The sequence below is a fragment of the Acidovorax kalamii genome, from assembly GCF_002245625.1.
Classification (GTDB): Bacteria; Pseudomonadota; Gammaproteobacteria; order Burkholderiales; family Burkholderiaceae_C; genus Acidovorax; species Acidovorax kalamii.
In genome coordinates this window covers 1-26,603 of the sequence record NZ_NOIG01000017.1, presented here as the reverse complement: position 1 = coordinate 26,603, position 26,603 = coordinate 1, and the positions used below count along the sequence as shown (strand labels likewise).

Here is a 26,603-nt window from a genome sequence, read left to right as displayed (position 1 = left end):
GCTTCACGGTCCACATGCCCACTACCGACTCCACTACCGGCCTCGACCCGGCCGTTGCCGCCCAGCGCCTGCGCGAGGAAGGCCCCAACGAACTGGGCATCAGCCAGCGCCGCACGCTGCGCGACATGGCCTGGGACGTGGTCACCGAGCCCATGTTCCTGCTGTTGCTGGGCGCAGGCGCCATCTACCTCGCGATGGGCGATGCGCACGAGGCGCTGATCCTGCTGGGCTTCGTAGTGATCATCATGGCGATCACGGTGCTGCAGGAGCGCCGCACCGACAACGCGCTGAACGCCCTGCGCGACCTCTCCAGCCCCCGAGCGCTGGCGTTGCGCGGCGGCACCCTGGTGCGCATTGCAGGCCGCGACGTGGTGCGCGAAGACCTTCTGATGATTGCCGAAGGCGACCGCATCCCGGCCGACGGCACGCTGCTGCAGGCCCACGAGCTGGCCGCCAACGAGTCGATGCTGACCGGCGAATCCGAGCCTGTGGCCAAACAACCATCCGACAAGGTGTTTGCAGGCACGCTGGTGGTCAGCGGCCAGGGTCTGCTGCAGGTGACTGCCGTGGGGCGCCACACGGAGCTGGGTCGCATCGGCCAGTCGCTCGACACCATTGCCCTGCAGGCTTCGCCGCTGCGTGAAGAGATGGCGCGGCTCACACGCAAGCTGGTGGTCATCGGCCTGTCGCTGTGCGCGCTGCTGGTGGTCCTGTTCTGGGCGCTGCGGGGCGACTGGCTGCAGGCCGTGCTGGCGGGCATCACGCTGGCCATGGGGGTTTTGCCGCAAGAGCTGCCCGTGATCATGATCATCTTCCTGGCCCTGGCCGCTCGGCGGCTGGCGGCGCAGCAGGTGCTCACGCGGCGGCTCAACGCCATCGAGACGCTGGGCCAGACCACGGTGCTGTGCGTGGACAAGACCGGCACCCTGACCCAAAACCGCATGGCTGTGGCGGCGCTCTGCATTGCGGGCCAGGAGCTGGATGTGCAGAACCTGCCCGCCGCAGCGGATGGCAGCGCGCTGCCCGATGCCTTCCACGAACTGCTCGAATACGCCGTGCTGGCCAGCGAGATCGAACCGCACGACCCCATGGAGCAGGCCTTTCACCGCATGGCGGCGGACCACCTGGTGGACACCGAGCACCTGCACCCCGCATGGTCGCTGGCACGCGAATACGAGCTGTCGCCCCAGCTGCTGGCCATGAGCCACCTGTGGCGCGACGGCACCTCGGCGCACGACACCGTAGCCACCAAGGGCGCGCCCGAAGCCGTGGCCGACCTCTGCCACCTGCCCGACGCCGAGCGCGCCGCCGTCAGTACCCAGGCCGCGCGCCTGGCCGACCGGGGCCTGCGGGTGCTGGGCGTGGCCAAGGCCCTTCACCGCACTCAAGACACCTGGCCCGACGCCCAGCACGACTTTGACTTTGAGTGGCTGGGCCTGGTGGCCCTGGCCGACCCGCTGCGCCCCGAGGTACCCCAGGCCGTCGCGCAGTGCCGCCAGGCGGGCATTCGCGTGGTGATGATTACCGGCGACCACCCCCGCACCGCGCGCGCCATTGCAGCCCAGGCGGGCATCGCCAACGACCGCGTGATCACCGGCGACGAGCTGGCTCACATGCCGCCGCAGGTGCTGGCCGACCAGGTCCGGCAGGTCAGCGTGTTTGCACGCATCAAGCCACACCAGAAGCTGGCGCTGGTGGAAGCCCTCAAGGCCCAGGGCGAGGTGGTGGCCATGACCGGTGACGGCGTGAACGACGCCCCTGCCCTCAAGGCGGCCCACATCGGCATCGCCATGGGCCAGCGCGGCACCGACGTGGCGCGCGAGGCCGCCGCCCTGGTGCTGCTGCACGACGACTTTGCAGCCATCGTGCTGGCGATTCACCGGGGGCGGCAGACCTTTGCCAACCTGCGCCAGGCCATGGTCTACACGCTGGCGGTGCACGTCCCCATCATTGGGCTGGCGCTGCTACCGGTGCTGTTCGGGCTGCCGCTGGTGCTGGCACCGCTGCACATCGCGTTTCTGGAGCTGGTCATCGACCCGGCCTGCTCCATCGTGTTCGAGGCCGAGGAAGGTGCTGCCAACCTCATGCAGCAGCCGCCACGCACGGCCGACGAACCCCTGCTGTCCGCCCGCCACATCCTGCTGAGCGTGCTGCAGGGCAGCGTGGTGACGGCCGCCGTGGTGGGCCTGTATGCCTGGCTGCTGAGCCAGCCTGCATATGCCGCCACCGCCAGCACGGCCGCGTTTGTGGTGCTGGTGACCGCTAACGCCGCACTGATCCTGCCCAGCCGCAGCAACCCGCCCCGCTGGCGCAGCCTGTGGGCAGGCCTCACGCCGGTCAGCTTGTGGGTGATCGGCGGCACGCTGGCGGCGCTGACGGCCATCACCACCGTTCCGTGGCTGTCTGGTGCATTCAAGTTTGTGCCATTGCCTGCGCTGCACTGGCTGCTGGCCTTGATGGCAGGGCTGGCGCTGACTGTTGCTTTTGTCGCCAACCAGCGGTGGCTGCAGAATGCAAAGTCCGCGCCGCAATCCCCGCCGGCCTGACCACACCACCGCCCGCCATGCCCCTCACCCTCGACTCCCTCGACCACGTCGTCCTCACCGTCGCCAGCATTCCGGCCACCATTGCCTTCTACGAGCGGGTGCTCGGCATGGCCGCACGCGAGTTCAAGCCCCAACGCTACGCGCTGCACTTCGGCACGCAGAAAATCAACTTGCACGAAGTGGGCACCGTGGTGGACCCCAATGTGCGCCATGCCAAGGCGGGTTCGGGTGACCTGTGTTTTCTCACCAGGACACCGCTCGAAGAGGTCATCGCACACCTGCAGGCCGAAGGCGTGGCCGTCGTGCAGGGCCCGGTGGGTGCCACAGGGGCACGGCAGCGGCTGCGCTCGGTCTACATCTACGACCCCGACGAGAACCTGATCGAGATCGCGAACGAGATATGAAACACCCCCTGAGTCGCTTCGCGCCTTCCCCCTCTCTCGTCTCGCTGCGCGAGCCGGGAGGGGGACGCCCCCAGCGCGGCAGGGCGGCCCTTGCGCGGGGGCACTGGCTAAGGCCGCGCCAGTTTCATGCGTCGTGGGTGGCGTGCACCGCTGTGAACAAGCGCGAGCAAATTTGCGATTGCGCTCAGAACTCGGCGGAGATCGCTGCACGCAGCAGCATCGCGGCGGGCTCCACCAGCTCCTGCAGGTCGTTCGCGCGCTCCTGCTCGATGGCCTGCAGCACCATCTCGTTGATGCCGCCCACCACTGCCATCGCCATCGTGGGCTGCAGCGGCGTCTTGCGCAGGCGCTCGCCAGGGCGGTTGTTGACGACATCCAGCATCAGGTCGGCCAGCTGCTGGTTGGCGCGGCGCCGCGCCGCCAGGCCTGGTGCACCCAGGCCCAGGATGTCGATGAACAGGGTGCGCAGCAGCACCGGGTTGCGCGCCAGCACGCCAAAGTAGGCCGCCATGGCCTGCTCCACCTGGGCCTGCCACTCGCTGTGCGGGTCGATCGCGCCGCGCAGCACGGCAATGGCGTTGCCGCTGGCCACCTCGTACAGCGCAATCAGGCATTCAGCCTTGTCGGCAAAGTTTTCATAGAAGGTGCGGCGCGACACACTGGCCTCGCGCACGATGTCGGCAATCGTGGTGTCGGCATAGCCCTTGGCGGCCACGGCGCGGGCCATGCCTTCGAGCAGGCGGGCGCGGTGTTCATTGCCTGGGGTGGGGGTGTCGGCAGCGGCAGTCATGGCAAAAAAATCCCTCGAAATCGGGTTAGGTACTTGACAGTACCACAGTTGACCTGCATCATACAAAGCACTCGGTACTGCAACGTACCAATCTTTCCCCTCCTGCCCCTGACGGAGATCGCCCATGACCGAACTTGTTGTCCGCCGTCTGCTGATTGACCTGGAAACGCCGTTTGCGCGCCAATGGTGCGGCGGTGACGCATTTCGCACGGCGCTGTTCAACGCGCTGTCGATGAGCTTCCCTGTGGGCGAGCAGTTCTTCATCGACGCCGTGCGTGACGGCCACAAGGCCCTGCCACCCGACCTGCAGGCACAGTTCGCCAACGAGGTGCGCGGCTTCATCGGGCAAGAGGCCACACACCGCCGCCTCCACGCGCTGTTCAACGGCCACCTCGAAAAACAGGGCCTCGTCAACGACTGGGCCCCGCGCGCCGCAGAGCGCATGAAGCTGTTTGCCGGGGCCGACCCGCGCCACCCGCTGGCCGTGACGGCCGCCAACGAGCACTTCACCGCCCTGCTGGCCGAATGGCTGCTGGCCCACCCCGAGGTGCTGCAGGGCGCCGAGCCCCGCCTGGCCACGATGTGGCAATGGCACTGCGCCGAAGAGGCCGAACACAAGAACACCGCGTTCGACCTGTACCAGGCGCTGGGTGGCAACCACGAATGGCGCATCACCTGGTTCCGCCGCATCACCTGGGTGTTTTTGGGCGATGTGCTGCGCCAGACCGTGAGCAACCTGCGCCAGAGCGGCACGCTATGGAAGTGGAGCACCTGGGCCAGCGCCGCGCGCACGCTGTTTGGCCAAGGTGGCCTGGTGCGCGAAAGCTGGAAGCCCTGGCGCCAGTACCTGAAGCGCGACTTTCACCCCGGCCAGCATGGCAGCGACCTCTCGGAGCGCTGGCTGGCCGAACACAGCAACGCCTACACGCCCGTGGGCGCCCGCTGACAACAACGACCTGAAACCATGACGACGAACCCCACGCCCCGGCGCACCGGCCGGGCAGGCGGAGCTTTGCTGTGCCTGATCGCATCCGCCCCCCTGGCCCTTACTGCCTTCATCGCCCTGCCTGCCCAGGCAGAACCCCTGGCCTTTGACGCCGCACAGCAGCAGCTGTTGCAGCGATCAGACCACCTGGCCGCATCGCGCCACGCGGTGGAAAGCGCCCAGCTGCGCCGCGAAGCGCTGCAGCGCCTGGGCGGCCCGGTGGTCCACCTGAGCGGTGCGGCCTATGCCTACAACGCCAACCTGGACGTGGACCTGAACCCACTGAACCGCGCGCTGCCCGGCGTGCTGTCGCAGCTGCCGCCGCAGCTGGCAGCGCCCCTGGCACAGTTGCCTCACCTGCCATCAAGCTACACGCTCAACCGCAGCAAAAGCGACACCACGGCATCGGTCTCGGCCGTCTGGCCCATCTACATGGGCGGCGCCAGCAACGCCGCGCGGGGCCTGCTGGACGCACAGACCCAGGAAGCCCAGGCCGACGCCGCCAAGACCGGACACGAAGCCACCACCCTGCTGGTGCAGCGCTACTTTGGCGCCCAGCTGGCCCAGCGCGCTGCCGTGCTGCGCGAGGCCGCCCTGGCCACCATCGAGCAGCACGACGCCGCTGCCCAGAAGATGCTGGACGCAGGTGTGATCGCCCGCGTGGAGCGCCTGCAGGCCCGCTCGGCCCTGGAGGAAGCGCGCCGCAACGCCCGCAAGGCACGCGACGACGCCGAGCTGGCCACCACTGCGCTCACCCGCACGCTCAAGGCCACCGAGTTGGTCACACCCACCAGCCCGCTGTTTGTGCTGGGTGGGCCGGTGGAACCCCTGCCCCACTTCATCGACACCGCACTGGCCCGCCACCCCGGGCTGGACAAGGTGGCCGCCAAAAAGGAACAGGCCACCCAGCTGCACGCCGCACAGGAGGCGCTGCGCAAGCCCCAGGTGTTCGCCTTCGGCCAGCGCCAGCTCAAGACCGGCAAGGAGGCCGACTGGGTGGCCGGTGTGGGCGTGCGCTGGACGCTGTGGGACTCCATCGACCGCAACACCCTCGCCGAGTCGTCCCAGCGCCAGATCGCGCAGGCCGAGCGCACCGGCGCGCAGGCGCAGAACGACATCGCCCTGCTGGTGGAAAAGCGCTGGCTGGCGCTGGAGCAGGCGCGCCGCGCCTACCTGGCGCTGCAGCCCGGCCTGGAGCTGGCCGACGAAGTGCTGCGCCTGCGCACGGCGGGCCTGAAGGCGGGCACCAGCACCACGCTCGACCTGATCGACGCGCAGGTGAACCAGGCCAAGGCGCAGACCGAACGCGCCCAGGCTGCGCACGATTACGTGAAGGCACTGGCCGAGCTGCTGGAGAGCTGCGGCCTGTCGGAAGACTTTGGCAAATACATGGCGCGTGCTGACGCAATGAAAGTGGAGTGAACACGATGAGCAAGAACAACAGCAAAAAGGCGGCCGTGATCGGCACGGTGGCCTTCGTGGCCGTGGCGGGCTTTGTGGGCCTCGGCCTGTGGAAGGCATCGCAACCCGCACCCGAGGTCTTCCAGGGCCAGATGGAGGCGCAAGAAGCCGACATCGCCCCCAAGGTCACGGCCCGCATCGCGCAGATCCTGGTGAAGGAAGGCGACCAGATTGCCGTCGGCGCGCCGCTGATCCGCATGGACAGCCCCGAGGTCCAGGCCAAGCTGGCCCAGGCCACCGCCGCCCAGGAGGCTGCGCAGGCCGTGGCCGCCAAGGCCGAGCATGGCGCCCGCCCGCAAGAGGTGGAGATGGCCCGCCTGAACTGGCAGCGCGCCGTGGCCGCCGCCGACCTGGCGGAAAGCTCTTTCAAGCGCGTCGATGGCCTGGCGCGCGAGGGCCTGGTGGCCACACAGAAACGCGACGAGGCCGAGGCCAACTTCAAGGCATCGCGCGACCAGGCGCTGGCCGCCAAGGCGCAGTACGACCTGGCCCGCGCCGGTGCCCGCACCGAAGACCGGTCGGCCGCCAGCGCCCAGGCGCGCCAGGTGGCCGGTGTGGTGGCTGAGGTGCAGGCCGCCCAGGCAGAAACGGAACTCAAGAGCCCTGTGGCAGGCGAAGTGGCCAAGGTGCTGGCACGCACCGGCGAGCTCTCGCCCCAGGGCGTGGCCGTGGTCACGGTGGTGGACCTGAAAGACCAGTGGGTGGTGCTGAACGTGCGCGAAGACCGCCTGCAGCGTTTTGCCATCGGCAACGAATTTGAAGCCACCCTGCCAGCGCTGGGCAACCAGGCCGTCAAGTTCAAGGTCTACCACACCGGTGCCCTGCCTGACTTCGCCACCTGGCGCGCCACGCGCGCAGGCCAGGGCTTTGATGCCCGCACGTTTGAAGTGCGCGCCCGGCCGGCAGCCCCCATCGAGGGCGCACGCCCCGGCATGACGGTGCTGGTGCACTGAAATTTTGAATAAAAAGTGCCTTCTGCGCGCGACCATCAAGCGCAAGTAGCTATGAATTCAATAGTAAACAGCTTCTGCCGCGAAGCCCGGCGCCTGGCGGCCGACCCCTGGGACCTGGCCATGGTCACCTGGGTGCCGCTGCTGGGCGTGGCGCTTTTGTGGTGGATCTTTTCGGCCGGGCTGCCGCGCCACCTGGCCGTGGGGGTGGTCGATGAAGACCACTCCAGCCTGTCGCGCCAGCTGGTGCGCATGCTCGACGCCACCCCCGGCGTACAGATCACGCAGCAATTTGCCAACACGGGCGAGGCAGAACGCGCCCTGCGCAACATCGAGGTCTATGCCGTCGTCACCATCCCGCGCGACTTTGCGCGCACCGTGAAGGAAGGCCGCACCGCCCAGGTCACCCTGCTGCACAACGCGCAGATGGGCACCCATTCGGGCCTGCTGCAGCGCGATGTGCGTGCCGCCGTGGGCACGCTGTCGGCGGGTATCGAGATGGCCGCACGCAACAAGCGCGGCGAGGCGGCGCGGGCCGTGCGCGTGAGCATGGAGCCCATCCACACGCAGATGGTGGCGCTGTTCAATGTGTCCAGCAACTACGAGCAGTTTCTGGGCGCGGCGCTCATCCCCGCTCTGCTGCACATCCTGGCCATGACGGCGGGCGCCTGGACGGTGGGCCGCGAACTGCGCGACCGCAGCCTGGGCGAGTGGCTGGGAAACGCGCTGGGAGACGCGCCGGGCGCGGGTGGCCCGCTCCACACAGCGGGCTCGCTCATCGGCAAGCTCGCGCTGCCCTGGGCCACGCTCACCCTGGTGGGCCTGCTGGCGCTGGTGGGCATCACCTGGGGCCGGGGCTGGCACCCGCCGGGCAACCTCGCCTGGGTGGCGGGCGCACTGGCGCTGCTGATGGCGGTCTCGCTGACAGCCGGTGCGGCTTTGGCAGCCCTCACTCGCTCATTGCGCACCGCGCTGTCGGGCGCGGGATTTTTCGCCGCCCCGGCATTTGCGTTCAGCGGCGTGGCGTTTCCGCTGTCGGGCATGCCCGCCAGCGCCCGCGCCTGGGCCGAGGCCATGCCCTTCACCCACTACATCCGCCTGCAGATCGAGCAGTTGCAGATGGGCGCGCCGCTCAGCACCAGCGTTTCGACCATGGGGGCGCTGCTGGTGGCCACCGGCGTGCTCGGGCTGGTGGGCACCGTGGGCCTGCACCTGGCCGCCCGGCGGCCGGACACCTGGGGAGGTCGCTGACCATGGACACCCACATGAATAACACCCCTCGCAACCTGCTGCACGCCTGGTTGCAGGCCCTGGCCACGGTGGCGCGCGACAAGGGCGTGCTGCTGCTGCTCATCGGCGCCCCCGTGCTCTACGGCTTTTTCTACCCCTGGTTCTACGCCGACGAGGTGCTCACCCGCGTGCCCGTGGCCGTGGTGGACATGGACCGCACCAGCCTGTCGCGCCAGATCACGCGTTTTGCCGACGCCGACCCGCGCATCGAAGTGCGCCTGGTCACCGCCAGCGAGCACGAGGCGCAACAGGCCCTGTGGCGCGGCGAGATCGAGGGCTATGCCGTGATCCCGCCCCACCTCAAGCGCAATGTGGTGCGCGGTGAAAACGCCGTGGTCAGCATCGAGGCCAACGGCGCCTATGCGCTGCTCAACAAGGCCGTGCAGTTCGGTTTTGCCGAGGCCGTGGGCACAGTGTCCGCCGGGGTCGAAATCAGGAAGCTGCAGGCCAGCGGCCAGAGCGCGCAGCAGGCCCGCGCCAGCCGCGCCCCGGTGCAGCTGCAAACGGTGGCGCTGTTCAACCCCATCGAAGGCTATGGCAGCTTTGTGGTGCCCGCCGTGGCGCTGCTCATCCTGCAGCAGACCCTGCTCATGGGCGCCGCGCTGCTCGCTGGCACCTGGGTCGAGGCCGGGCAGCACCGCGCCAGCACCACCACCTGGCTCGGCCGCCTGCTGGCGCTGAGCACGCTGGGCTGGGCCAGTGGGCTGTTTTACTTCGGCTGGATCTTTGTGCTGCACGACTACCCGCGCGGTGGCAACCCGCTGGGTGCACTGGCCCTGCTGGCCTGCTACGTGCCCGCCATCGCGGCGCTGGGCTCGCTGCTGGGCCTGTGGTTTGGCAACCGCGAGCGCGCGCTGCAGGTGCTGCTGTTCACCACGCTGCCCATCGCGTTCGTCGCCGGTTTCTCGTGGCCTGTGGAGGCCCTGCCCGAGCCGCTGCAGTGGCTGCGCTGGCTGCTGCCCAGCACCTCAGGCGTGCAGGCCTCGCTGCGGCTCAACCAGCTGGGGGCGCCGCTGCAGGCTGCGCTGCCATATCTGTGTGCACTGGTGGCTCTGGGGGCTGTGTGCACGGCGGCGGTGTTGTACAAGGCGCGCCCCCTCGCTCGGGCCCAGGCGTCCTGACCGCCCCGCACCGCCTGGCACCTATCACCGGCGCACAGGCAGCCCGCCCCACACATCCATGGCCTGCCACTCCAGCGGCAGGCGCACATCCACACCTTCGCGTGCTCCACGGTCGCGCAGGTAGGTCATCGAGGCGTCAAAGTCGTCAAGCGGCGGTGGCATGGGCACCATGGGCTGGCCCGGGGGTTGCCAGAAGTCGTCCCAGTGGATGGGGATGACACGCCGGGCGCCCACGGCGGCGATCACTTCGGACCACAGCGCATCGCGGTAGCTTTCGGGCCGGGGGCCGAGGGCGCCGGTGCCCTGCAGCACCACCTCGGCGTGCACGCCGCGCAGGGCGCCGGGCTCGAAGCCTGCGCTGCCCACGATGAGCAACGTGCGGCCGCCATGCGCCATGTGCAGGGCGTAGCTCTGGCCTTCCTTGTACTCGCTGGCGCGCACGGGCGGGCGCAGCGGCGCGGTGATCTCGCCGCCCGTAAAGCCCGTGGGCGCATGGCGGCTGGGGTACAGCGTGACCGTGAAGCGGCCAAACTGCTGCGGCTCGCCGAGCCGTGCCACCCGGATCTGGGACTCTGCCAGGCCTGCGCCGCGCCCCACGTTGGCGGTGGACTCGGAACCCAGCAGCAGCGCCCCCGTGCGGCGGGCGACCTCGGGGGCGTCCATCGCATGGTCGTAGTGCGAATGCACCGGGATCACCGCTGCCAGCTTGCCCACCCCGCCCGGAAACCCCGCGCGCTGCAGCCCCTGGGTGATGGCCTGCATGTCCGGCTCCACCTGGCCCAGAAAGGTCTGCAGCTTGCCGGGGCGTGAGAAGAACCCGTCCGTCATCAGCGCTGTTTCGCCGTCGTCCAGCAGCACGGTGGACACACCGAGAAACGTCACCTTGAGGCCCGGTGGCGCCCCAGCGCCGCTGGGCGCCTTCCACTGCAAATCGGCATAGGGCTGAAGCGACGGGTGCTGCTGCAGGGCCCAGACCAGCGTGCCCAGCGCACAAAGCACCAACAACGCCAGCGCCCATAACGCCCTCTTCAGCACCACGGCGCGCCGCATCATGCGGCCCGTGCCCTGGCCACACCCTTGCGGCGCAGCACCAGCGTGCCAAACAGCGTGGCCATGAGGTACATGCTGACCGAGTAGATGGCTGCGGGCAGTGCGAGCTGGAAGTTGTCTAGCACCGACAGCGCGATGAAGATGGCGAGCGTGGAGTTGTGGATGCCGATCTCGAAGCTGATCGCCGTGGCCATGGATTTGTCCAGCCCCGCCGCCCGCGAAAGGTAGTAGCCCGACGCGAGGCTGATGGCGTTGAACAGCAGCACCGCCGGTCCGATGCCCGCGAAGGACTCGACCAGCGCCGACCATTCCTTGGCAATCGCAATGAGTGCGAACGCGGCCAGCACCACGGCGCTGAAGATCTTCATGGGCTTTTCCATGCGCGCGCTGAACGACGGCACGCGGCGGTGCACCCCCATGCCCAGCACCACCGGCACCAGCACGATGACGATCACCTCCACCACCTTGCCGAATTGCAGCGGTACCACCTGGCCGGTGTGCGCAAAGGTGTTGATGGCCCAGTTGGTGATGAGCGGCAAACTGATGATCGACAGCACGGTGTTGATGGCCGTGAGCGAGATGTTCATGGCCACGTTGCCGCCGAACAAATGGCTGAACAGATTGGCCGACACCCCGCCGGGCGAGGCCGCCAGCAGCATCAGCCCCACGGCATAGATCGGTGCCACGCCCAGCAGCACGATGAGCGCATAACACGCGGCGGGCAGCACCAGCACCTGCAGCACCAGGGCCAGCACCACGGCGCGCGGATGCTGCAAGAGGCGCGTGAAGTCACCCACCGTGAGCGACAGGCCCAGGCCGAACATGACCAGGCCCAGCGCGATGAACAGCAGCGTGGGCAGGATGGAAACAAAATTCATTGAAACACACACGCGGCCACGGCGGCCGCGCTCCATTCAAATGGGGGTAAGGACGGCGGAGCCAAGGGCTGCCGCGCAGCGAGGGACCAGGCGGCGCAGATCCGCCCCAGCGGCAAGGGACGGAAGAAGGGCGTAAGACCCTGAGCGCTCAGGCCGCCGCCTGGCCGGTGCGCAGCCGCACCGGGCCGCTGCGCGCTTCGATGGCGGCCTGCACCTCCTTGCGCAGGCCCAGCGCAAACGCCCACTCGGCCACCACAAACAGCGGGCCGACGATCAGGCCCACCAGGTCATCCACAAACGCAGGCTTGCGGCCTTCGTAGTAGTGGCCCACAAACTGGATCACCCAGCCCACGGCAAACAGGCCGATGCCCGTGGCCAGCCACACCACCATGCTCTGCAGCGCCACCCATTGGCCGCCCACCAGCATGGCCGCCAGCAGCGTGGCCATGGCCAGGCCAAAACGCGTGTCCAGCCGGAAGTAGAAAACGCTGGCCGCCAGCGCGGCGAACAGCGCGGGGCTCAGCGGCAAGGCGCCCGCCATCCAGGTCGGGCGCGACAGCAGGATGACCACCGCGAACATGATCATGGGCACGCCCACAAAATGGGTGTGAATGTTGCGAGGATCGCGGTGGTAGTCGGCGTACTGCGCCAGGTGGTCGATCAGGGTTTTCATGGGTGTCTCCGGCTGTTGTTTTGAGCAGCATCAATACTCGCCCCGGGGCCTTGCCAGCGTCTGTCGTGCAGACGACAAAAGGGCACACTCCCACGGCACCGCCCCACCCTGCCTCGCGCCCAATCTGCACTGCATGACCGACCCCGCCACCTACCTGCCCGTCCTCCAGTCCGGCCGCTGGTTTGCCCACCTGCCGCCCGACTTTGCCCAGCCGCTGATCGCCATGGCGCAAGTGCGCCAGTTGCAGGCGGGCGAGGTGCTTTTTTTGCGCGGCGACGCGCCCTGCGGGCTGTATGCCGTGGTGCGCGGCGCGATCAGCATTTCGGGCACGGGCGGGCGGGCGCATGAGGCGCGTTCGGCGCTGCTCACGCGGCTGGAGCCGCCCCACTGGTTTGGCGAGATCTCGGTGTTTGACGGCTCGGCCCGCACGCATGATGCCCATGCCGCCGAGGCCAGCACGCTGGTGCAGGTGCCGCACGAACGGCTGCAGGCCTGGCTGCAGGCCCACCCCGGGCACTGGCATGCGCTGGCGTTGCTGCTCACCGACAAGCTGCGCACGGCCTTTGTGGCCATCGAAGAACTGGCCCTGCTGCCCGCACCGCAGCGCCTGGCGCGACGGCTGGTGATGATGGCCGAGGGCTACGGCCAGTGGAACGCCGAGGGCCAGTCGCGCCGGGTGATCGGCATCTCGCAGGAGCAGTTGTCGCTGATGCTGGCCATCTCGCGCCAGACCACCAACCAGATCCTCAAAGACCTGGAGGCGCGCCACCTGGTGCGGGTGCAGCGCGGCGAGGTGGAAATCCTGGACCTGGCGGCCCTGCGCGCGGCATGTTACTGAAATCGCTATTAAAACAATAGCTGCATTCGCTTGTTGGTCGAGCGGCAGCGGCACTTTTCATCCAAATACTAAGCACACATTCCATTTCCGGGCACAATCACGGCTATGCAACTGAACTACATCGCCAACGCCTCGGTGCCGTCCGCTTCGGGCCGCACGATCCCTGTGATCGACCCGTCCGACGGCCAGCCCTTCGACGAGATCCAGCGCAGCAACGCCGACGACATCGACGCGGCGGTGCATGCGGCCCGCCAGTGCTACAACGCGGTGTGGCAAAAGCTGGCCCCGGTGGAACGCGGCCGTCTGCTGCAAAAGCTCTCGGCCAAGATCCTGGAGCATGCGGACGAGCTGACAGCGCTGGAGCAGCGCGACTGCGGCAAGCCCACCAAGCAGGCGCGCGCCGACGCCATTGCGCTGGCGCGCTACTTCGAGTTCTACGCCGGTGCGTGCGACAAGTTCCACGGAGAGACGATCCCCTACCCCGACGGCTACAGCGTGCTGACCTGGCGCGAGCCCCATGGCGTCACGGGCCATGTGATTCCCTGGAACTACCCCATGCAGATCTTCGGCCGCAGCGTGGGCGGCGCCCTGGCGGCGGGCAATGTGTGTGTGGTCAAGCCAGCCGAAGACGCCTGCCTGTCGCTGATCCGCGTGGCGCAGCTCGCGGCCGAGGTGGGCTTTCCTTCGGGCGCGCTCAACATCGTCACGGGCTACGGCCACGAGGTGGGCGACGCGCTGGCGCGCCACCCCGGCATCGACCACATCAGCTTCACCGGCAGCCCCAAGATCGGAACGCTGATCCAACAGGTGGCGGCCGAGCGCCACTGCCCCGTGACGCTGGAGCTGGGCGGAAAAAGCCCGCAGATCATCTTTGCCGACGCCGATCTGGACGCCGCCATCCCCGTGGTCATCAACGCCATCGTGCAGAACGCGGGGCAGACCTGCTCGGCCGGTTCGCGTGTGCTGATCGACTCGCTGATCTATGAACCCCTGCTGGAGCGCCTGGGCAAGGCCTTCGAGGCCCTGCGCGTGGGCCCCGCCGCCATGGACCTGGACGTGGGCCCGCTGATCCGCCAGACGCAGCAGCAGCGCGTGTGGGATTTTTTGTCCGACGCGCAGGTCGCAGGCATCCCCATGGTGGCCCAGGGCGTGGTGGTGGACGAAGCCCCCGAGACCGGCTACTACCAGGCCCCCACCCTGCTGCGCGACGTACCGGTGCAGCACCGGCTGGCTCAGGAGGAAGTCTTCGGCCCCGTGTTGTCGGCCATGGCCTTCCAGGATGAAGACCATGCGGTGGAGCTGGCCAACGCCACGCAGTTCGGCCTGGTGGCGGGCATCTGGACGCGTGACGGCGCGCGCCAGTTCCGCATGGCCAAGCGCGTACACAGCGGGCAGGTGTTCATCAACAACTACGGCGCCGCGGGCGGTGTGGAGCTGCCCTTTGGCGGCGTCAAGTCCAGCGGCTACGGACGCGAGAAGGGCTTTGAAGCACTGTACGGCTTCACCACCTTGAAGACGGTGGCCATCAAATATGGGTAACCCCCTGAGCCGCTTCGCGTCTTCCCCCTACAGGGGGACGCCGCCAGCGCACGCGAGCCAAGCGCCGCATACGCGGCTTGGCGGCCCTTGCGCGGCGGCACTCGCTTAGTGCCACGCCAGTTTCAGTCACTCGCTACCAGCCACGATAGAAGCGCATGCCCCTGAGCCCCCCCGCCCCCCGCACCCTGAAGCATGTCCGCCGGGTGAACTACCAGGGCTTTGAACGCGACGATGGCCTGTGGGACATCGAGGGTGAGCTGCACGACAGCAAGGCCTATGACGCCACCTCGTTCCGCGACCCTACCAAACAGCGCCTCGCGGGCGAAGCCATCCACCACATGTGGCTGCGCGTGACCGTGAACCGCCAGCTGGTGGTGCAGGCCATTGATGTGGCCATGAACTCGCACCCGCTCAAGGGCTGCACCGAGGCCCAAGCCGCGCTGCAGCAGATGGTGGGCTGCAGCATGGCGCGCTGCTGGCGCCAGGCCATCCAGAAGCATCTGGGCGGCGTGGCCAGTTGCACGCACCTGCGCGAGCTGCTGTTCAACCTGGCCACCGCCGCCTTCCAGTCGGTGCCCGCCGTGTTTTCGTCCAGCAATCCTGACGAGCCACCGCGCCACCTGGGCCAGTGCACAGGCTGGGACTTCAACGGCAACGGCGTGAAGGAATACTTCCCGCAGTTTTATGGCCGCGTGCCTGCGCCGCCCCTGGCCGCCAGTCCCGCCCCAGCCCCTGAAATATCAGTCAAATTGGCACCTGGTGCCTGACAGGCAAGCCCAAGCAGCTATCTTTTTTGAATATCCCAAGGAGACCTTTTCCATGCGCGTGTTGAACAAATCCATCATCGTCACCGGCGCCGGCAACGGCATTGGCGAAGGCATTGCCAAGCGCCTGGCCGCTGAGGGTGGCAAGGTCATCGTGAACGACATCAACGAAGCGGGCGGCCAGCGTGTGGTGGCCGAGATCACGGCTGCAGGCGGCACCGCCGCCTTCTTCAAGGCCGACGTGACGAACTCGGCCCAGGTCAAGGCGATGGTCGATCAGGCCGTGCGCCTGTACGGCCGCCTGGACGTGGTGGTGAACAACGCAGGATGGACGCACCGCAACCGCCCCATGCTCGAAGTGAGCGAGGAAGAGTTCGACAAGGTCTATGCCATCAACATGAAGAGCATCTACCTGAGCGCCATCCACGCCGTGCCCGCGCTGCGCAAGGTGGGCGGCGGCAGCATCATCAACATCGCCTCCACCGCCGGGCTGCGCCCGCGCCCAGGCCTGACCTGGTACAACGGCTCCAAGGGCGCGGTCATCATCACCAGCAAGTCGATGGCGGCCGAGCTGGGTCCCGACAACATCCGCGTGAACTGCATCAACCCCGTGTTCAACCCCGACACAGGCCTGGCCGCCGAGTTTGCGGGCGGCCCGGTGGACGATGCGCGCCGCGCCAAGTTCCTGGCCACTATCCCGCTGGGCCGCTTCTCCACCGCGCTGGACGTGGCCAACGCCGCGTTGTACCTGGCGAGCGAAGAGGCATCGTTCATCAATGGCGTGTGCATCGAGGTGGATGGCGGGCGCTGCGTGTAAGCACGCGTCCAACCGCGCCCGCAAGCCAACATGACTTGTCGTGGCGCGCGCCCAATCCGCACCAATGCAGTGCGGATTGATTTGACGCACCTGAGGCCGCTGCCTATAGTGCCGCCGATGTTTGCGAGCCACTCCACCGCCACAGCCGCCAGCGCCACCGCGCCGCTGCGCCGTGCTGCGCGCTCGCAGGCCACGCTCCAGGCCGGTGACCGCGCTCTCTGCACCCCTGCTGCAGATTCCTGAGCCCGGCGACACCCCCTCCCCTCCGTTTTTTCGCGCACTTCCTGTCGCCGGGCCCATTGCCCAGCGCCAGCTTGCGCCTTGGTGACTGCCGCCGGGGCGCGGACTCCAGGAGTGCTCATGCCCCCGTTTCCTTCCGGCGAGATTTCGCTCGCCCCCTGCGCCCAATGCGCCCCCACACGCAGCCCGCCCGCCGATACGGCCATAGCCAGCGCGGCCGCCGCCACCGACATCACCCGCCACTTCATCCGCGCCAAGCGGCCTTGCGCTGACGGCTACCGCTGGTACCTGCGCCGCCAGGAAGGTGCGAGCAACTACCAGGCCCTGCTGGACGACCTGGTGCGCGAAGGCCGGGTGGACGACGCCTGCTGGATGCTGGACCAGTTCGGGCCCACCAACGATGTGCTGGAGGTGGACCACCTGGAGACAGACGCACTGGTGTTTGCGGGCAACGTGCACTGCCGGGGCAGCGCGGACGTGGACGGTGTGCTGCGCACCGGCCGCAGCCTGCGCGTGCAGGGCGGCCTGCGGGTGGGCGGTGCACTGCGCGTGGGCGAAGACCTGCGCATAGCGGGCGCCGCGCGCTGCGACGGCAGCGCGCGCATACACGGCGACGCACGCGTGGGCTGGTCCCTGGCGGTGGCGCAGCGGCTGCAATGCATGGGCAGCCTGCGCGTGGGTGGAGAACTGGACGGCGGGGCCACGGTGCAAATCGATGGCCATTGCACCGTGGGCCAGGACCTGCGCGCGATGGACGCGCTGGACTGCAACGGCAGCATCAAGGTGGGCGGCCATCTGCACTGCGATGCAGAGGTGCAGGCCACGCGCGGACTGCAGGTGGCGGGCGACCTGGACTGCAAGGGCCACCTGCAGGTGGGCTGGGGCGTGCGGGCCGGTGGACACATCCACGCCGGTGGAGCCATCCGTGCGGGCGAAAGCCTCTGGGCGGGAGAAACGATTGCCGCGGGCGAAGCCTACGGCGTGTATGCGGGCCTGGATGTGCCTTTGCCCGACTGGCCCCACAGCGCCCAGGTCTGCGCCCGCGAACAACCTGCGCGCTTACTCAGCGGCTGCTGGACCGAGGGCCTGGGGAGCACGCCATGATGGCCAGCGCTTGCAGCCTGCCAATGCCAGGCACTGCCACCGGCGGCCCCCACACTGCAGCCAACCCATGGCCCGGCCTGGGCCTGCTGGACAAGTGGGCCCAGTGGCTGGCCGAACTGCGCATCGACGTGGACCTGTCGGGCCGCGACATCCAGCGCGAGTTTGACGCCCTGCACGAGCGCATCCGCACCAACCACCGCACGCGCGATGCGATGCAGCCGCTGCCTTTGTACCTGCACGGACTGGTGCTTCGCATGCGCGAGGCCGACGGCGAGGTGTTTGTCTATGCCATCGACCCGCTGCGCAACCGCATCGTGGCCTACACCGTGTTCAACCGGCTGGTGGAGGTGGACCGGCACACCGACCGCCACCTTCGCGCGCCGCACACCAAGGTGGCACACGGCTACCGCCGCATGGGCATTGCCACCGCCATCTACCGCTGGTGGCTGGACTCGGGCCGCAGCCTCATGACCGGTGCACGGCAATCGGCAGGCGCCCATGGCCTGTGGATGTCCTTGGCGCGCGACTACACGCTGGCAGCGGTGCGCATTGCAGAGCACAAACGCGTGCAGCAGTTGCCGCTGCCACCTCCACCCGGATTTTTCGACGCACTGGACACGCGGCTGGTGCTGGTGGGGCGGGGTTGCCGTTTGGCGGATTTCGTCCAGCCCTCCACCCGAAAAGGCTGAGGGGGCTCAGCGCGTCGCCAGCCTTCAACCCGGCAAACAGCTATTGCAGATTGCCGCGATGCAGCATTTCGACCGCAATCCGCGTGGCCAAGGGCTGCCCCGCTGCCGCCCAGGGCAAAACTTGACCGCCATCAACTCCGCGCAGAGGGGCTTGCCCCCGGGGCCGGGGCCCATGCGGCAAAATCACGCCATGGCCGAACGTGTGATTCCTCTGGTGGACCAACGCATCGCCGCTTTGGCGGCGCGGGTGCCCACGCACCCGGTGGTCCCCACGGGCCAGCTCACCGACACCCGGGGCCGCCCGCTGCGCGACCTGCGCATCAGCGTCACGGACCGCTGCAACTTCCGCTGCAACTACTGCATGCCCAAGGAAGTGTTCGACAAGGACTACCCCTACCTGCCCCACGGCGCGCTGCTGAGTTTTGAGGAAATTACGCGGCTGGCAAGGCTCTTTCTGGCCCATGGCGTGCGCAAGATCCGCCTCACGGGCGGCGAGCCGCTGCTGCGCAAGAACCTCGAAGAACTGGTGGCCCAACTGGCCCAGTTGCGCACGATGGAAGGCTTGCCCCCCGACCTGACCCTGACCACCAACGGATCGCTGCTCGCCCGCAAGGCCCAAGCCCTGAAGGATGCGGGCCTGAACCGCGTGACGGTGAGCCTGGACGGCCTGGACGACGCGGTCTTCCGCCGCATGAACGATGTGGACTTTCCGGTGGCCGACGTGCTGGCAGGCATCGAGGCGGCGCAGGCGGCCGGGCTGTCGCAGATCAAGGTCAACATGGTGGTGAAGCGCGGCACCAACGAGCACGAGATCCTGCCCATGGCGCGGCACTTTCGCGGCACGGGCACCACGCTGCGCTTCATCGAATACATGGACGTGGGCGCCACCAACGGCTGGCGCATGGACGAGGTGCTGCCCTCGGCCAAGCTGATCGAGCGCCTGCGCGCCGAGCTGCCGCTGGTGCAGCTGGACCCCAGCAGCCCCGGCGAAACCGCCGAGCGCTGGGGTTATGCCAACGCAGCGGGCCAGCACGACCCCAGCCTGGGCGAGGTCGGCGTGATCAGCAGCGTGACCCAGGCCTTCTGCCACGACTGCAACCGCGCGCGGCTGTCCACCGAAGGCAAGCTCTACCTGTGCCTGTTTGCGTCCGAAGGCTACGACCTGCGCACCCTGCTGCGCGGCGGCGCCAGCGACGAAGCCATTGCCTCCGCCATCGCACCCATCTGGCAGCAGCGCGCAGACCGCTATTCGGAGCTGCGCAGCAGCCTGCCGGCGGACACTGGACAGGGCGCTCGGCGGGTGGAGATGAGCTATATCGGGGGATGACGTTGCGATGCTTTTGGATGCTTTGCCACATTCCGCACAACAATTTTTTCGCGCGCTTGTGGTGTCCACCAACGCGCCACAGTCTGTATGGCTCATTGGATCAAGAGCAAACAATAGGGCTGACGAACAGTCAGATACTGATCTTCTGATTTTCGGATCTACTTTGCTGATTGACGAGTTGAGAGACAGCATGCCTGCTCCAGCCGACATAGACGCTCTCATCGTTTACAACGGGAACGACTACTCGGACCCATGGCAAAACAAGCGCGGCTCTCTAGCGAATCTCAAATGGAGGTTGCTGACGGCCGAGGTAGCGAGTTACAAGGGCGTTCGCTGGATTCCAGATGAAGAATCTGAAGATGAGTTTTCGCCAGATTCGGGCGAGCTCCTGACGCTTGATGAACGTGCTTGCCGTATATTGGCCGCGCCAGAACACCACCACCTTTGCGAACAGGTCTCGAATTGATAGCACAACAAGACATCACCGGCCTGGTCCTCGCCGGTGGCCGGGGCTCCCGCATGGGCGGGGTCGACAAAGGCCTGCAGAACTTTCGCGGCCTGCCGCTGGCGCTGCACACGCTGATGCGGCTGCAGATGCAGACCGGCAATGTGATGGTCAATGCCAACCGCAACCTGGCGGCCTACGAAGCGTTTGGCGCGCCCGTGTGGCCCGACGTGCTGGCCGACTATGCAGGCCCGCTGGCGGGCTTTCTGACCGGGTTGGAGCGCTGCGAAACGCAGTGGCTGCTGACGGTGCCCTGCGACACCCCGCTCTTCCCGCTGGACCTGGCCCAGCGCCTGGCCGCTGCGGCCGACGCACAAGACGCCGAGATCGCCATGGCCGCCGCGCCCGAAGACGATGGCCATGGCCATATCCAGGTGCGCCCCCAGCCCGTGTTCTGCCTGCTGCGTGTGGAGCTGCTCGAAAGCCTGGTCGCCTTCACCCAGGCCGGTGGCCGCAAGATTGACGCCTGGACGGCCCAGCACCGCTGCGCCATCGTGCCGTTTGACCAGCCGGGCGATGACCCGCAGGCGTTCTTCAACGCCAACACCCTGGCCGAGCTGCATGCGCTGGAAAGCGCCAGCCCCTCATCGACCTGAGCGCCCCTGACCCGAGACGACCACCCCGCCATGACCGAGCCCCTGCCGCCCGCCACCGCCTTTGCTGCCGCTGCGGCCGCCGCCAACGCCGTCCATATCCGGCCCCTGGTGGCTGCCGACGCCGTGGCCTACAAGGCCCTGCGCGACGAGGCGCTGCGCACCGCCCCGGATGCATTCACCTCGGACTACGCCGCGTCGGTGGGCCGCCCGGCCCAGGAATACGCCGTGCGTTTTGGCCCGCTGGAGTCGGGCGTGTTCTTTCTGGGCGCCTTCAATGCGGCCGGCCAGCTGCTGGGCTGCGTGGGCTGCGAGCGCGAGCAGCGCGCCCAGCAACGCCACTGCGCCACCGTGGTGGGCATGATGGTGGCCCCCACCGCACAGCGCCGGGGCATTGGCCAGCAGCTGGTGGCCGCCTGCGTGCAGGCCGCGCGCAATGTACCGGGCCTGACGCAGCTGGTGCTCACGGTCACGGCATCCAACACCCATGTGGTGCGGCTGTACGAGCAGGCGGGCTTCACTGCCTGGGGCCTGCTGCCGCGCGCCGTGGTGGTGGACAACGTGGCCTATGACAAGCTGCACATGCTGCTTGTGCTGACCCCCGACCCTTTTCCCGCCTGCCGCTCCAAGTAAGAAACCGGTGACGAGCCATTGACGAGCCACTCGCTGCGCGGCACACCTGACTGTTGTTGTTGACACCCATGAAGACCATTGTCCAGATTGCCGCAGAACTGCAGGGCTACGACCCCCAGGCCCTGAAAGCCGCCGACGTCAACGCGTTCCTGGACCGCCTGGTCGAGCCCGTGACCGCCACCGAGGAATTGCCCCTCTTCAACGCCCTGGGCCGCGTGCTGGCCCGCGATGTGGTGTCGCCCATCAGCGTGCCGCCGCACGACAACTCGGCCATGGACGGCTATGCCTTTGCGGGCGCCCAGCTGACCAAGGGCCAGCCCCTCACGCTGCGCGTGGTGGGCACGGCGCTGGCGGGCAAGGCCTGGACGGGCACCGTGGCGGCGGGCGAGTGCGTGAAGATCATGACCGGCGCCATCATGCCCACGGGCCTGGACACCGTGGTGCCGCAGGAGTTCACCACCTCGGACGGCGGTGAGCACATCACCATCGCCGCCGATGTGCTGCAGTTGGGGGACAACCGCCGCTTCAAGGGCGAAGACCTGATGGAAGGCGGCGTGGCGCTGGCGCGTGGCGAGTTGCTCACGCCCGCTGCGCTGGGCCTGGTAGCCAGCCTGGGGCTGCCCACCGTGACGGTGGTGCGCCGCCTGCGCGTGGCGTATTTTTCGACCGGCGACGAGATCCTGAGCCTGGGCGAGGCGCCCCGCGAGGGCGCCGTGTACGACAGCAACCGCTACACTGTGTTCGGCCTGCTCACGCGCATGGGCGTGGAGGTGATTGACCTCGGCGTGGTGCGCGACGAACCTGCGCTGCTCGAAGCCGCCTTCCGCCAGGCGGCCCAGCAGGCCGACGCCATCATCACCAGCGGCGGCGTGAGTGTGGGCGAGGCCGACCACACACGCACCATGATGAAGAAGCTGGGCGACGTGGCCTTCTGGCGCATCGCCATGCGCCCGGGCCGCCCCATGGCCGTGGGGCGCATTGCTGGTGCTGAATTTGAAGAAAAAACAGCCTCCACCGCGCAACCATCAAGCCCTGATAGCTATCAGAATAATAGCGGTGCACATTCTGGTGCTGGCGCCGTGCTTTTTGGCCTGCCCGGCAACCCGGTGGCGGTGATGGTGACCTTTCTGGCCTTTGTACGCCCCGCCCTGCTGCGCATGATGGGCAGCACCCGCACAGCCCCGCCGCTGCTGCGCGCCATCAGCACCGAAGCGATGCGCAAGAAACCCGGGCGCACGGAATACCAGCGCGGCCTGGTCACCACGGCACCCGACGGCACGCTGCAGGTGTGCACCACGGGCAACCAGGGCTCGGGCGTGCTCAGCTCCATGGTGCAGGCCAATGGTCTCATCGTGCTGCACCATGGGCAGGGCAATGTGGCGGTGGGTGACATGGTGGATGTGATGGTGTTTGACGGGGTCATTTAACACCCCATGTGTCGCTTCACGCCTCTCAAGAGGGATACGACGCCCTCGCTGCGGGGCAGCCCCCTTGCTCGGCGCCCCGGGCCGGGGACGCGCCAGTTGCATGCCGAGCGGGCGAAGCGCCGCACAATGGCCATCTACGCATTTCTGCAGCAACCTTCGCACCCATGCCCTACGCCGCTCAGCACCTTGCACAACCCCCTTCCCGCGACGACGTGGACCGCCTGACCGGCGCCACCTTGGTCGAATTTGGCACCCCTTGGTGTGGCCATTGCCAGCGCGCCCAGCCGCTGATCGAGCAAGCCCTGAAGGACCAGGCGGACCTGTCGCACATCAAGGTGGAAGACGGCCCGGGCCAGCGCCTGGGGCGCACGTTTGGCGTGAAACTCTGGCCCACGCTGGTGTTCCTCAAGGACGGCAAGGAAGTGGCGCGGCTGGTGCGGCCGCAGGCGCTGCAGGACATATCAGACGCCGTGCAGTCCACTGTGGCGCAGCCCTGAAGCACCAACAAAAAAAAGCCCCGATGGGGCTTCTTTTTATTCGCCGAGCACGAAACCCTGCGCACCAGGCCCGGGGCTACTTGGCCACATAGTCGTGCGGGTGCAGTGGATGCTCCGGCTCCTCGGCCGCCACCGCCGTGTTGGCGCCCGGCACGGCCTTGCGGGCGAACAGGGTGTACATGGTGGGCACCACAAAAATCGTGAGCAAGGTGCCCAGCGACATGCCGCCCACAATCACCCAGCCGATCTGCATGCGTGTCTCGGCGCCCGCGCCCTTGGCCAGGGCCAGGGGGATGGCGCCCAGCACCATGGCACCGGTGGTCATGAGGATGGGGCGCAGACGCTGGGCCGAGGCCTTGACCAGCGCGTCCACCATCTCCATGCCCTCTTCGCGCAGCTGGTTGGTGAACTCCACGATCAGGATGCCGTGTTTGGTGATCAGCCCCACCAGGGTGATCAGCCCGATCTGCGAATACACGTTGAGCGAGCCGCCGCTCCACTTGAGCGCCAGCAGCGCGCCAATCATCGACAGCGGCACCGACACCATGATGACGAGCGGGTCGATGAAGCTCTCGAACTGCGCGGCCAGCACCAGGAAGATGAACACCAGCGCCAGCACAAACACCACGCCCAGCGCGCCCTGAGAGTTCTTGAACTCGCGCGAGGTGTCGTTCAGGTCGGTGGTGTAGCCGGGCTTGAGCACCTTGGCGGCCGTCTCGTTCATGAAGGTGAGGGCCTGGCCCAGCGAGTAGTCGGACGACAGGTTGGCCGTGATGGTGGCCGAGCGGCGCTGGCCGAAGTGGTTCAGCTCGCGCGGGCTCACGCTTTCGCGCACGGTGACCAGGCTGGACAGCGGGATCATCGCGTCGTTGCGGCCCCGCACGTAGATGGTGTCGATGTTCTCGGGGGTGGTGCGGCCCCGCGCCTCGGTCTGCACAATCACGTCGTACTGCTCGGCGTCGCGCTTGTAGCGGGTCACTGTGCGGCCGCCCAGCATGGTCTCGATGGCCTTGGCCACCACTTCCACGCTCACGCCCAGGTCGGCTGCGCGCTCGCGGTTGACCTCGATGCGCAGTTCGGGCTTGTTCAGGCGCAGGTCCACGTCGGGGCCGACGATGCCGGGGTTCTGCGCAATCTCGGCCATGAAGGCGGCCACCACCTTGCTCAGGTTCTCGTAGCTGTCCGAAGTCTGGATCACATAGGTCAGTGGCCGCGAACGGAAACCCTGGCCCAGCGACGGCGGCGTGATCAGGAATGCGTTCACGCCCGGCAGGCTGGCCACCTTGGGCTGCAGTTCCTTGGCCAGGTCGAGCGTGGTGCGGTTGCGGCTTTCCCAGTCCACCGTGCGGTAGATGACGCTGCCCTGCGCCACGGTGGGGTTGCCGATGTTGGCAAACACGCGGTCGAACTCGGGGTAGGTGGTGCCGATCTTTTCCAGCTCCAGCGCGTAGCGGTTGGTGTAGTCCAGCGTGGCGCCGTCGGGCGCGGTGACACTGGCCAGGATGGTGCCCCGGTCCTCCAGCGGCGACAGCTCCTGCCGCATGGTGGGGAACACCAGCGCCAGCGCCAGCCCGCTCAAGGCCATGACGCCCACCACGATCCAGCGGGCCTGGAAGATGGCACCCCGCACGCCACCACCCGCCCCGGCGCCTTTGCCGCCGCTCCAGCGCGCGGTGACGATCCAGCGCAGCAGGCGGCCATAGGCGTCCGACAGCGCGGTAAGCCAGCGCTCCATCGAGCGGTCGAACCAGTTGGGTTTGGGGTTGTGCTTGAGCAGCAGCGAACACATCATGGGCGAGAGCGTGAGCGCCACGAAGCCCGACACCACCACCGCCCCGGCCAGCGCCAGCGCAAACTCCACAAACAGGCGCCCGGTGCGACCCGGCGTGAAGGCCAGCGGTGCATACACCGCCACCAGCGTGAGCGTCATGGCCACAATGGCAAAGCCGATCTCGCGTGCGCCCTTGATGGCGGCGGAGAACGGATCGAGCCCCTCTTCGATGTGGCGGTAGATGTTCTCCAGCATCACGATGGCGTCGTCCACCACCAGGCCGATGGCCAGCACCAGCGCCAGCAGCGTGAGGGTGTTGATCGAGAACCCCGCCAGCGACATCAGCGCAAAGCTGCCCACGAGGCTCACCGGGATGGTGACGATGGGGATGATGGACGCGCGGAAGGTGCGCAGGAACACAAAAATCACCAGGGCCACCAGCACCACGGCCTCTGCAATCGTGGTGTAGACGCTTTTGATCGAGCGGTCGATGAACAGGGAGTTGTCATTGGCGATGTCCACGCCGATGTCCGCAGGCAGGTCAGCCTTGAGCAAGGGCAGCATGGCGCGCACGCCTTGCGACAGCTCCAGCGGGTTGGCCGTGGCCTGGCGGATCACGCCCACCGAGATCGCGTCGCGACCGTTCAGACGCACGCGGCTGCGGTCGCTGGCCGCGCCCTCTTCCACCCGTGCCACGTCCTGGATGCGCACGGGAAATCCGTTGACCGTGCGGATCACGATGCTGGAGAACTGCGCAGGCGTTTTGAGGTCGGTCTGGGAGGTGACGCTGAACTCGCGCTGCTGGGATTCGATGCGGCCGGCGGGCAGCTCCAGGTTGTTGCGGCGGATGGCGTCTTCCACATCCTGCGTGGTCAGGCGATAGCCGGCCATGCGCTCCGGGTCCAGCCACACGCGCATGGCGTACTTGCGTTCGCCGTAGATGGGCACGTCGGCCACGCCGGTCACGGTTTGCAGGCGGGGCTTGACGATGCGGTTGATGAGGTCGTTGATCTCCAGCGGGCTGCGCGTGTCGCTGCTGAAAGCCAGCCACATCACGGGCGAGGCATCGGCCTCGACCTTGGCGATCACCGGCTCGTCCACGGCCGTTGGCAGGCGGTTGCGCACGCGCGCCGTGCGGTCGCGCACCTCGGCAGCGGCGTTGTCGGCGTCCTTCTCCAGGCGAAAGCGCACGCTGATCTGGCTTTGCTCGGCGCGGCTGATGGAGGTGATCACATCCACCGCATCAATCCCGGCAATCGAGTCTTCGAGGGGCTTGGTGACCTGCGACTCGATCACCTCGGCCGAGGCGCCCGCGTAGCGCACGCTGACGGTGACCACGGGCTCATCGATCTTGGGGTATTCGCGCACCGACAGGCGCGTGAAGCTCACCGCACCAATCAGCAGCACCAGCAGCGACAGCACGGTGGCAAACACCGGCCGACGGATGGAGATTTCAGCGAGTTGCATGGCAGTCCAGGGGCGTCAGAAAAGAGCGGTGACCAGGCAGCAAACCGGCCTTCATGCGGGAGACCGCTTGCCGGCTGGGGTTGGCTGGCTGGGGTTGGCCGCCACCTGGCATGGATTGGGGCCTGGCAGCGGGGCCACGAGGGCGCTGGCTGGGGCTGCCGTGGGCGCTGCGGGCGCAGCCGGGGCAGCTGGCGCCGTGGCCACGGCCGCCACAACGGCCGCACCCGATGCGCCCGCCGCAGGC

At 67.8% G+C, this 26,603-nt stretch carries 26 protein-coding genes; 20 read left to right on the top strand and 6 right to left on the bottom strand.

The features are described from left to right. Positions 1-14 precede the first annotated feature (14 nt). Positions 15-2,546 (top strand): cation-translocating P-type ATPase, encoded by a 2,532-nt coding sequence (locus CBY09_RS23225; RefSeq protein WP_094291939.1) that lies wholly within the window; start codon positions 15-17, stop codon positions 2,544-2,546. Positions 2,547-2,563: 17 nt separating this feature from the next. Then, a complete protein-coding gene (locus tag CBY09_RS23220) occupies positions 2,564-2,950 on the top strand; it encodes a VOC family protein (RefSeq protein ID WP_094291938.1) in 387 nt (128 codons plus the stop codon). A gap of 184 nt (positions 2,951-3,134) precedes the next feature. Here CBY09_RS23220 and CBY09_RS23215 read toward each other — a convergent pair whose 3' ends face one another. Continuing rightward, a complete protein-coding gene (locus tag CBY09_RS23215) occupies positions 3,135-3,740 on the bottom strand; it encodes a TetR/AcrR family transcriptional regulator (protein WP_094291937.1) in 606 nt (201 codons plus the stop codon). Positions 3,741-3,864: 124 nt separating this feature from the next. Between CBY09_RS23215 and CBY09_RS23210 the strand changes: the two genes are divergently transcribed. The 5 genes from CBY09_RS23210 to CBY09_RS23190 are packed head-to-tail and all read left to right on the top strand — an operon-like array spanning position 3,865 to position 9,547. Next, entirely contained in the window at positions 3,865-4,686 is an 822-nt protein-coding gene (locus CBY09_RS23210) for a metal-dependent hydrolase (protein WP_094291936.1), read from the top strand. An 18-nt stretch (positions 4,687-4,704) separates the two neighbouring features. Continuing rightward, positions 4,705-6,147 carry a TolC family protein gene (locus tag CBY09_RS23205; protein WP_094291935.1) on the top strand — a complete coding sequence of 481 codons (1,443 nt, stop codon included), beginning with the start codon at positions 4,705-4,707 and terminating at the stop codon, positions 6,145-6,147. 5 nt (positions 6,148-6,152) lie between these two features. Beyond that, positions 6,153-7,139 (top strand): HlyD family secretion protein, encoded by a 987-nt coding sequence (locus tag CBY09_RS23200; protein ID WP_094291934.1) that lies wholly within the window; start codon positions 6,153-6,155, stop codon positions 7,137-7,139. A 51-nt stretch (positions 7,140-7,190) separates the two neighbouring features. Then, on the top strand, positions 7,191-8,387 hold the full coding sequence (locus CBY09_RS23195; RefSeq protein WP_094291933.1) for an ABC transporter permease: 1,197 nt from the start codon (positions 7,191-7,193) through the stop codon (positions 8,385-8,387). A gap of 14 nt (positions 8,388-8,401) precedes the next feature. Further along, positions 8,402-9,547, top strand: a complete 1,146-nt coding sequence (locus CBY09_RS23190; protein ID WP_094291953.1) for an ABC transporter permease — start codon at positions 8,402-8,404, stop codon at positions 9,545-9,547. Between the two features lie 24 nt (positions 9,548-9,571). On the opposite strand, the gene CBY09_RS23185 is transcribed toward CBY09_RS23190, so the two are convergent. The 3 genes from CBY09_RS23185 to CBY09_RS23175 all read right to left on the bottom strand — a co-directional run bounded on the left by CBY09_RS23185 (position 9,572) and on the right by CBY09_RS23175 (position 12,148). Next, entirely contained in the window at positions 9,572-10,600 is a 1,029-nt protein-coding gene (locus CBY09_RS23185; RefSeq protein WP_205734207.1) for an MBL fold metallo-hydrolase, read from the bottom strand. Continuing rightward, positions 10,597-11,475, bottom strand: coding sequence for a bile acid:sodium symporter family protein (locus CBY09_RS23180; protein WP_094291932.1), 879 nt, complete (start codon positions 11,473-11,475; stop codon positions 10,597-10,599). Before CBY09_RS23180 ends, CBY09_RS23185 begins: the two co-directional genes overlap by 4 nt. Before the next feature lie 148 nt (positions 11,476-11,623). Beyond that, the gene (locus CBY09_RS23175) at positions 11,624-12,148 is read right to left on the bottom strand and encodes an Mpo1 family 2-hydroxy fatty acid dioxygenase (protein ID WP_094291931.1); all 525 of its coding nucleotides are present in this window, start codon (positions 12,146-12,148) and stop codon (positions 11,624-11,626) included. 133 nt (positions 12,149-12,281) lie between these two features. Between CBY09_RS23175 and CBY09_RS23170 the strand changes: the two genes are divergently transcribed. The 13 genes from CBY09_RS23170 (at position 12,282) to CBY09_RS23120 (ending at position 23,121) form a co-directional block, all read left to right on the top strand. Next, the gene (locus CBY09_RS23170; protein WP_094291930.1) at positions 12,282-12,986 is read left to right on the top strand and encodes a Crp/Fnr family transcriptional regulator; all 705 of its coding nucleotides are present in this window, start codon (positions 12,282-12,284) and stop codon (positions 12,984-12,986) included. A 105-nt stretch (positions 12,987-13,091) separates the two neighbouring features. Further along, positions 13,092-14,525 (top strand): aldehyde dehydrogenase family protein, encoded by a 1,434-nt coding sequence (locus tag CBY09_RS23165; protein ID WP_094291929.1) that lies wholly within the window; start codon positions 13,092-13,094, stop codon positions 14,523-14,525. Between the two features lie 155 nt (positions 14,526-14,680). Further along, positions 14,681-15,292, top strand: coding sequence for a DUF2889 domain-containing protein (locus tag CBY09_RS23160; protein ID WP_094291928.1), 612 nt, complete (start codon positions 14,681-14,683; stop codon positions 15,290-15,292). A gap of 52 nt (positions 15,293-15,344) precedes the next feature. Continuing rightward, positions 15,345-16,106 carry an SDR family oxidoreductase gene (locus CBY09_RS23155; protein ID WP_094291927.1) on the top strand — a complete coding sequence of 254 codons (762 nt, stop codon included), beginning with the start codon at positions 15,345-15,347 and terminating at the stop codon, positions 16,104-16,106. A 117-nt stretch (positions 16,107-16,223) separates the two neighbouring features. Beyond that, positions 16,224-16,349 (top strand): hypothetical protein, encoded by a 126-nt coding sequence (locus tag CBY09_RS24270; protein WP_276208327.1) that lies wholly within the window; start codon positions 16,224-16,226, stop codon positions 16,347-16,349. A gap of 117 nt (positions 16,350-16,466) precedes the next feature. Beyond that, positions 16,467-17,450 (top strand): polymer-forming cytoskeletal protein, encoded by a 984-nt coding sequence (locus tag CBY09_RS23150; RefSeq protein WP_094291951.1) that lies wholly within the window; start codon positions 16,467-16,469, stop codon positions 17,448-17,450. Then, on the top strand, positions 17,447-18,139 hold the full coding sequence (locus tag CBY09_RS23145; protein ID WP_094291926.1) for a hypothetical protein: 693 nt from the start codon (positions 17,447-17,449) through the stop codon (positions 18,137-18,139). The genes CBY09_RS23150 and CBY09_RS23145 overlap by 4 nt, the downstream gene beginning before the upstream one ends. A gap of 190 nt (positions 18,140-18,329) precedes the next feature. Beyond that, complete coding sequence (gene moaA / locus CBY09_RS23140; protein WP_094291950.1) at positions 18,330-19,466, top strand: GTP 3',8-cyclase MoaA; 1,137 nt, start codon at positions 18,330-18,332, stop codon at positions 19,464-19,466. Between the two features lie 7 nt (positions 19,467-19,473). Next, complete coding sequence (locus CBY09_RS23575; RefSeq protein ID WP_108723940.1) at positions 19,474-19,932, top strand: nucleotidyltransferase domain-containing protein; 459 nt, start codon at positions 19,474-19,476, stop codon at positions 19,930-19,932. Continuing rightward, positions 19,929-20,567: a molybdenum cofactor guanylyltransferase MobA gene (mobA, locus tag CBY09_RS23135; protein WP_094291925.1), complete on the top strand. Its 639-nt coding sequence runs from the start codon at positions 19,929-19,931 to the stop codon at positions 20,565-20,567. Before CBY09_RS23575 ends, mobA begins: the two co-directional genes overlap by 4 nt. A 30-nt stretch (positions 20,568-20,597) precedes the next feature. Beyond that, a complete protein-coding gene (locus CBY09_RS23130; protein WP_094291924.1) occupies positions 20,598-21,197 on the top strand; it encodes a GNAT family N-acetyltransferase in 600 nt (199 codons plus the stop codon). A gap of 68 nt (positions 21,198-21,265) precedes the next feature. Next, positions 21,266-22,624, top strand: a complete 1,359-nt coding sequence (moeA, locus tag CBY09_RS23125) for a molybdopterin molybdotransferase MoeA (RefSeq protein WP_094291923.1) — start codon at positions 21,266-21,268, stop codon at positions 22,622-22,624. Positions 22,625-22,788: 164 nt separating this feature from the next. Next, on the top strand, positions 22,789-23,121 hold the full coding sequence (locus tag CBY09_RS23120) for a thioredoxin family protein (RefSeq protein WP_094291922.1): 333 nt from the start codon (positions 22,789-22,791) through the stop codon (positions 23,119-23,121). 76 nt (positions 23,122-23,197) lie between these two features. On the opposite strand, the gene CBY09_RS23115 is transcribed toward CBY09_RS23120, so the two are convergent. Then, on the bottom strand, positions 23,198-26,359 hold the full coding sequence (locus CBY09_RS23115; RefSeq protein ID WP_094291921.1) for an efflux RND transporter permease subunit: 3,162 nt from the start codon (positions 26,357-26,359) through the stop codon (positions 23,198-23,200). 51 nt (positions 26,360-26,410) lie between these two features. Then, positions 26,411-26,603 (bottom strand): hypothetical protein (locus tag CBY09_RS23980; protein ID WP_205734206.1); only part of this gene is annotated, 193 nt, incomplete at its 5' end.

Excerpts from the sequence above, each read along its gene's own strand:
- CBY09_RS23225 (WP_094291939.1), top strand. The coding sequence starts at position 15 with ATGCCCACTACCGACTCCACTACCGGCCTCGACCCGGCCGTTGCCGCC.
- CBY09_RS23220 (WP_094291938.1), top strand. The coding sequence starts at position 2,564 with ATGCCCCTCACCCTCGACTCCCTCGACCACGTCGTCCTCACCGTCGCC.
- CBY09_RS23215 (WP_094291937.1), bottom strand. The coding sequence starts at position 3,740 with ATGACTGCCGCTGCCGACACCCCCACCCCAGGCAATGAACACCGCGCC.
- CBY09_RS23210 (WP_094291936.1), top strand. The coding sequence starts at position 3,865 with ATGACCGAACTTGTTGTCCGCCGTCTGCTGATTGACCTGGAAACGCCG.
- CBY09_RS23205 (WP_094291935.1), top strand. The coding sequence starts at position 4,705 with ATGACGACGAACCCCACGCCCCGGCGCACCGGCCGGGCAGGCGGAGCT.
- CBY09_RS23200 (WP_094291934.1), top strand. The coding sequence starts at position 6,153 with ATGAGCAAGAACAACAGCAAAAAGGCGGCCGTGATCGGCACGGTGGCC.
- CBY09_RS23195 (WP_094291933.1), top strand. The coding sequence starts at position 7,191 with ATGAATTCAATAGTAAACAGCTTCTGCCGCGAAGCCCGGCGCCTGGCG.
- CBY09_RS23190 (WP_094291953.1), top strand. The coding sequence starts at position 8,402 with ATGAATAACACCCCTCGCAACCTGCTGCACGCCTGGTTGCAGGCCCTG.
- CBY09_RS23185 (WP_205734207.1), bottom strand. The coding sequence starts at position 10,600 with ATGATGCGGCGCGCCGTGGTGCTGAAGAGGGCGTTATGGGCGCTGGCG.
- CBY09_RS23180 (WP_094291932.1), bottom strand. The coding sequence starts at position 11,475 with ATGAATTTTGTTTCCATCCTGCCCACGCTGCTGTTCATCGCGCTGGGC.
- CBY09_RS23175 (WP_094291931.1), bottom strand. The coding sequence starts at position 12,148 with ATGAAAACCCTGATCGACCACCTGGCGCAGTACGCCGACTACCACCGC.
- CBY09_RS23170 (WP_094291930.1), top strand. The coding sequence starts at position 12,282 with ATGACCGACCCCGCCACCTACCTGCCCGTCCTCCAGTCCGGCCGCTGG.
- CBY09_RS23165 (WP_094291929.1), top strand. The coding sequence starts at position 13,092 with ATGCAACTGAACTACATCGCCAACGCCTCGGTGCCGTCCGCTTCGGGC.
- CBY09_RS23160 (WP_094291928.1), top strand. The coding sequence starts at position 14,681 with ATGCCCCTGAGCCCCCCCGCCCCCCGCACCCTGAAGCATGTCCGCCGG.
- CBY09_RS23155 (WP_094291927.1), top strand. The coding sequence starts at position 15,345 with ATGCGCGTGTTGAACAAATCCATCATCGTCACCGGCGCCGGCAACGGC.
- CBY09_RS24270 (WP_276208327.1), top strand. The coding sequence starts at position 16,224 with ATGTTTGCGAGCCACTCCACCGCCACAGCCGCCAGCGCCACCGCGCCG.
- CBY09_RS23150 (WP_094291951.1), top strand. The coding sequence starts at position 16,467 with ATGCCCCCGTTTCCTTCCGGCGAGATTTCGCTCGCCCCCTGCGCCCAA.
- CBY09_RS23145 (WP_094291926.1), top strand. The coding sequence starts at position 17,447 with ATGATGGCCAGCGCTTGCAGCCTGCCAATGCCAGGCACTGCCACCGGC.
- moaA (WP_094291950.1), top strand. The coding sequence starts at position 18,330 with ATGGCCGAACGTGTGATTCCTCTGGTGGACCAACGCATCGCCGCTTTG.
- CBY09_RS23575 (WP_108723940.1), top strand. The coding sequence starts at position 19,474 with ATGCTTTTGGATGCTTTGCCACATTCCGCACAACAATTTTTTCGCGCG.
- CBY09_RS23130 (WP_094291924.1), top strand. The coding sequence starts at position 20,598 with ATGACCGAGCCCCTGCCGCCCGCCACCGCCTTTGCTGCCGCTGCGGCC.
- moeA (WP_094291923.1), top strand. The coding sequence starts at position 21,266 with ATGAAGACCATTGTCCAGATTGCCGCAGAACTGCAGGGCTACGACCCC.
- CBY09_RS23120 (WP_094291922.1), top strand. The coding sequence starts at position 22,789 with ATGCCCTACGCCGCTCAGCACCTTGCACAACCCCCTTCCCGCGACGAC.
- CBY09_RS23115 (WP_094291921.1), bottom strand. The coding sequence starts at position 26,359 with ATGCAACTCGCTGAAATCTCCATCCGTCGGCCGGTGTTTGCCACCGTG.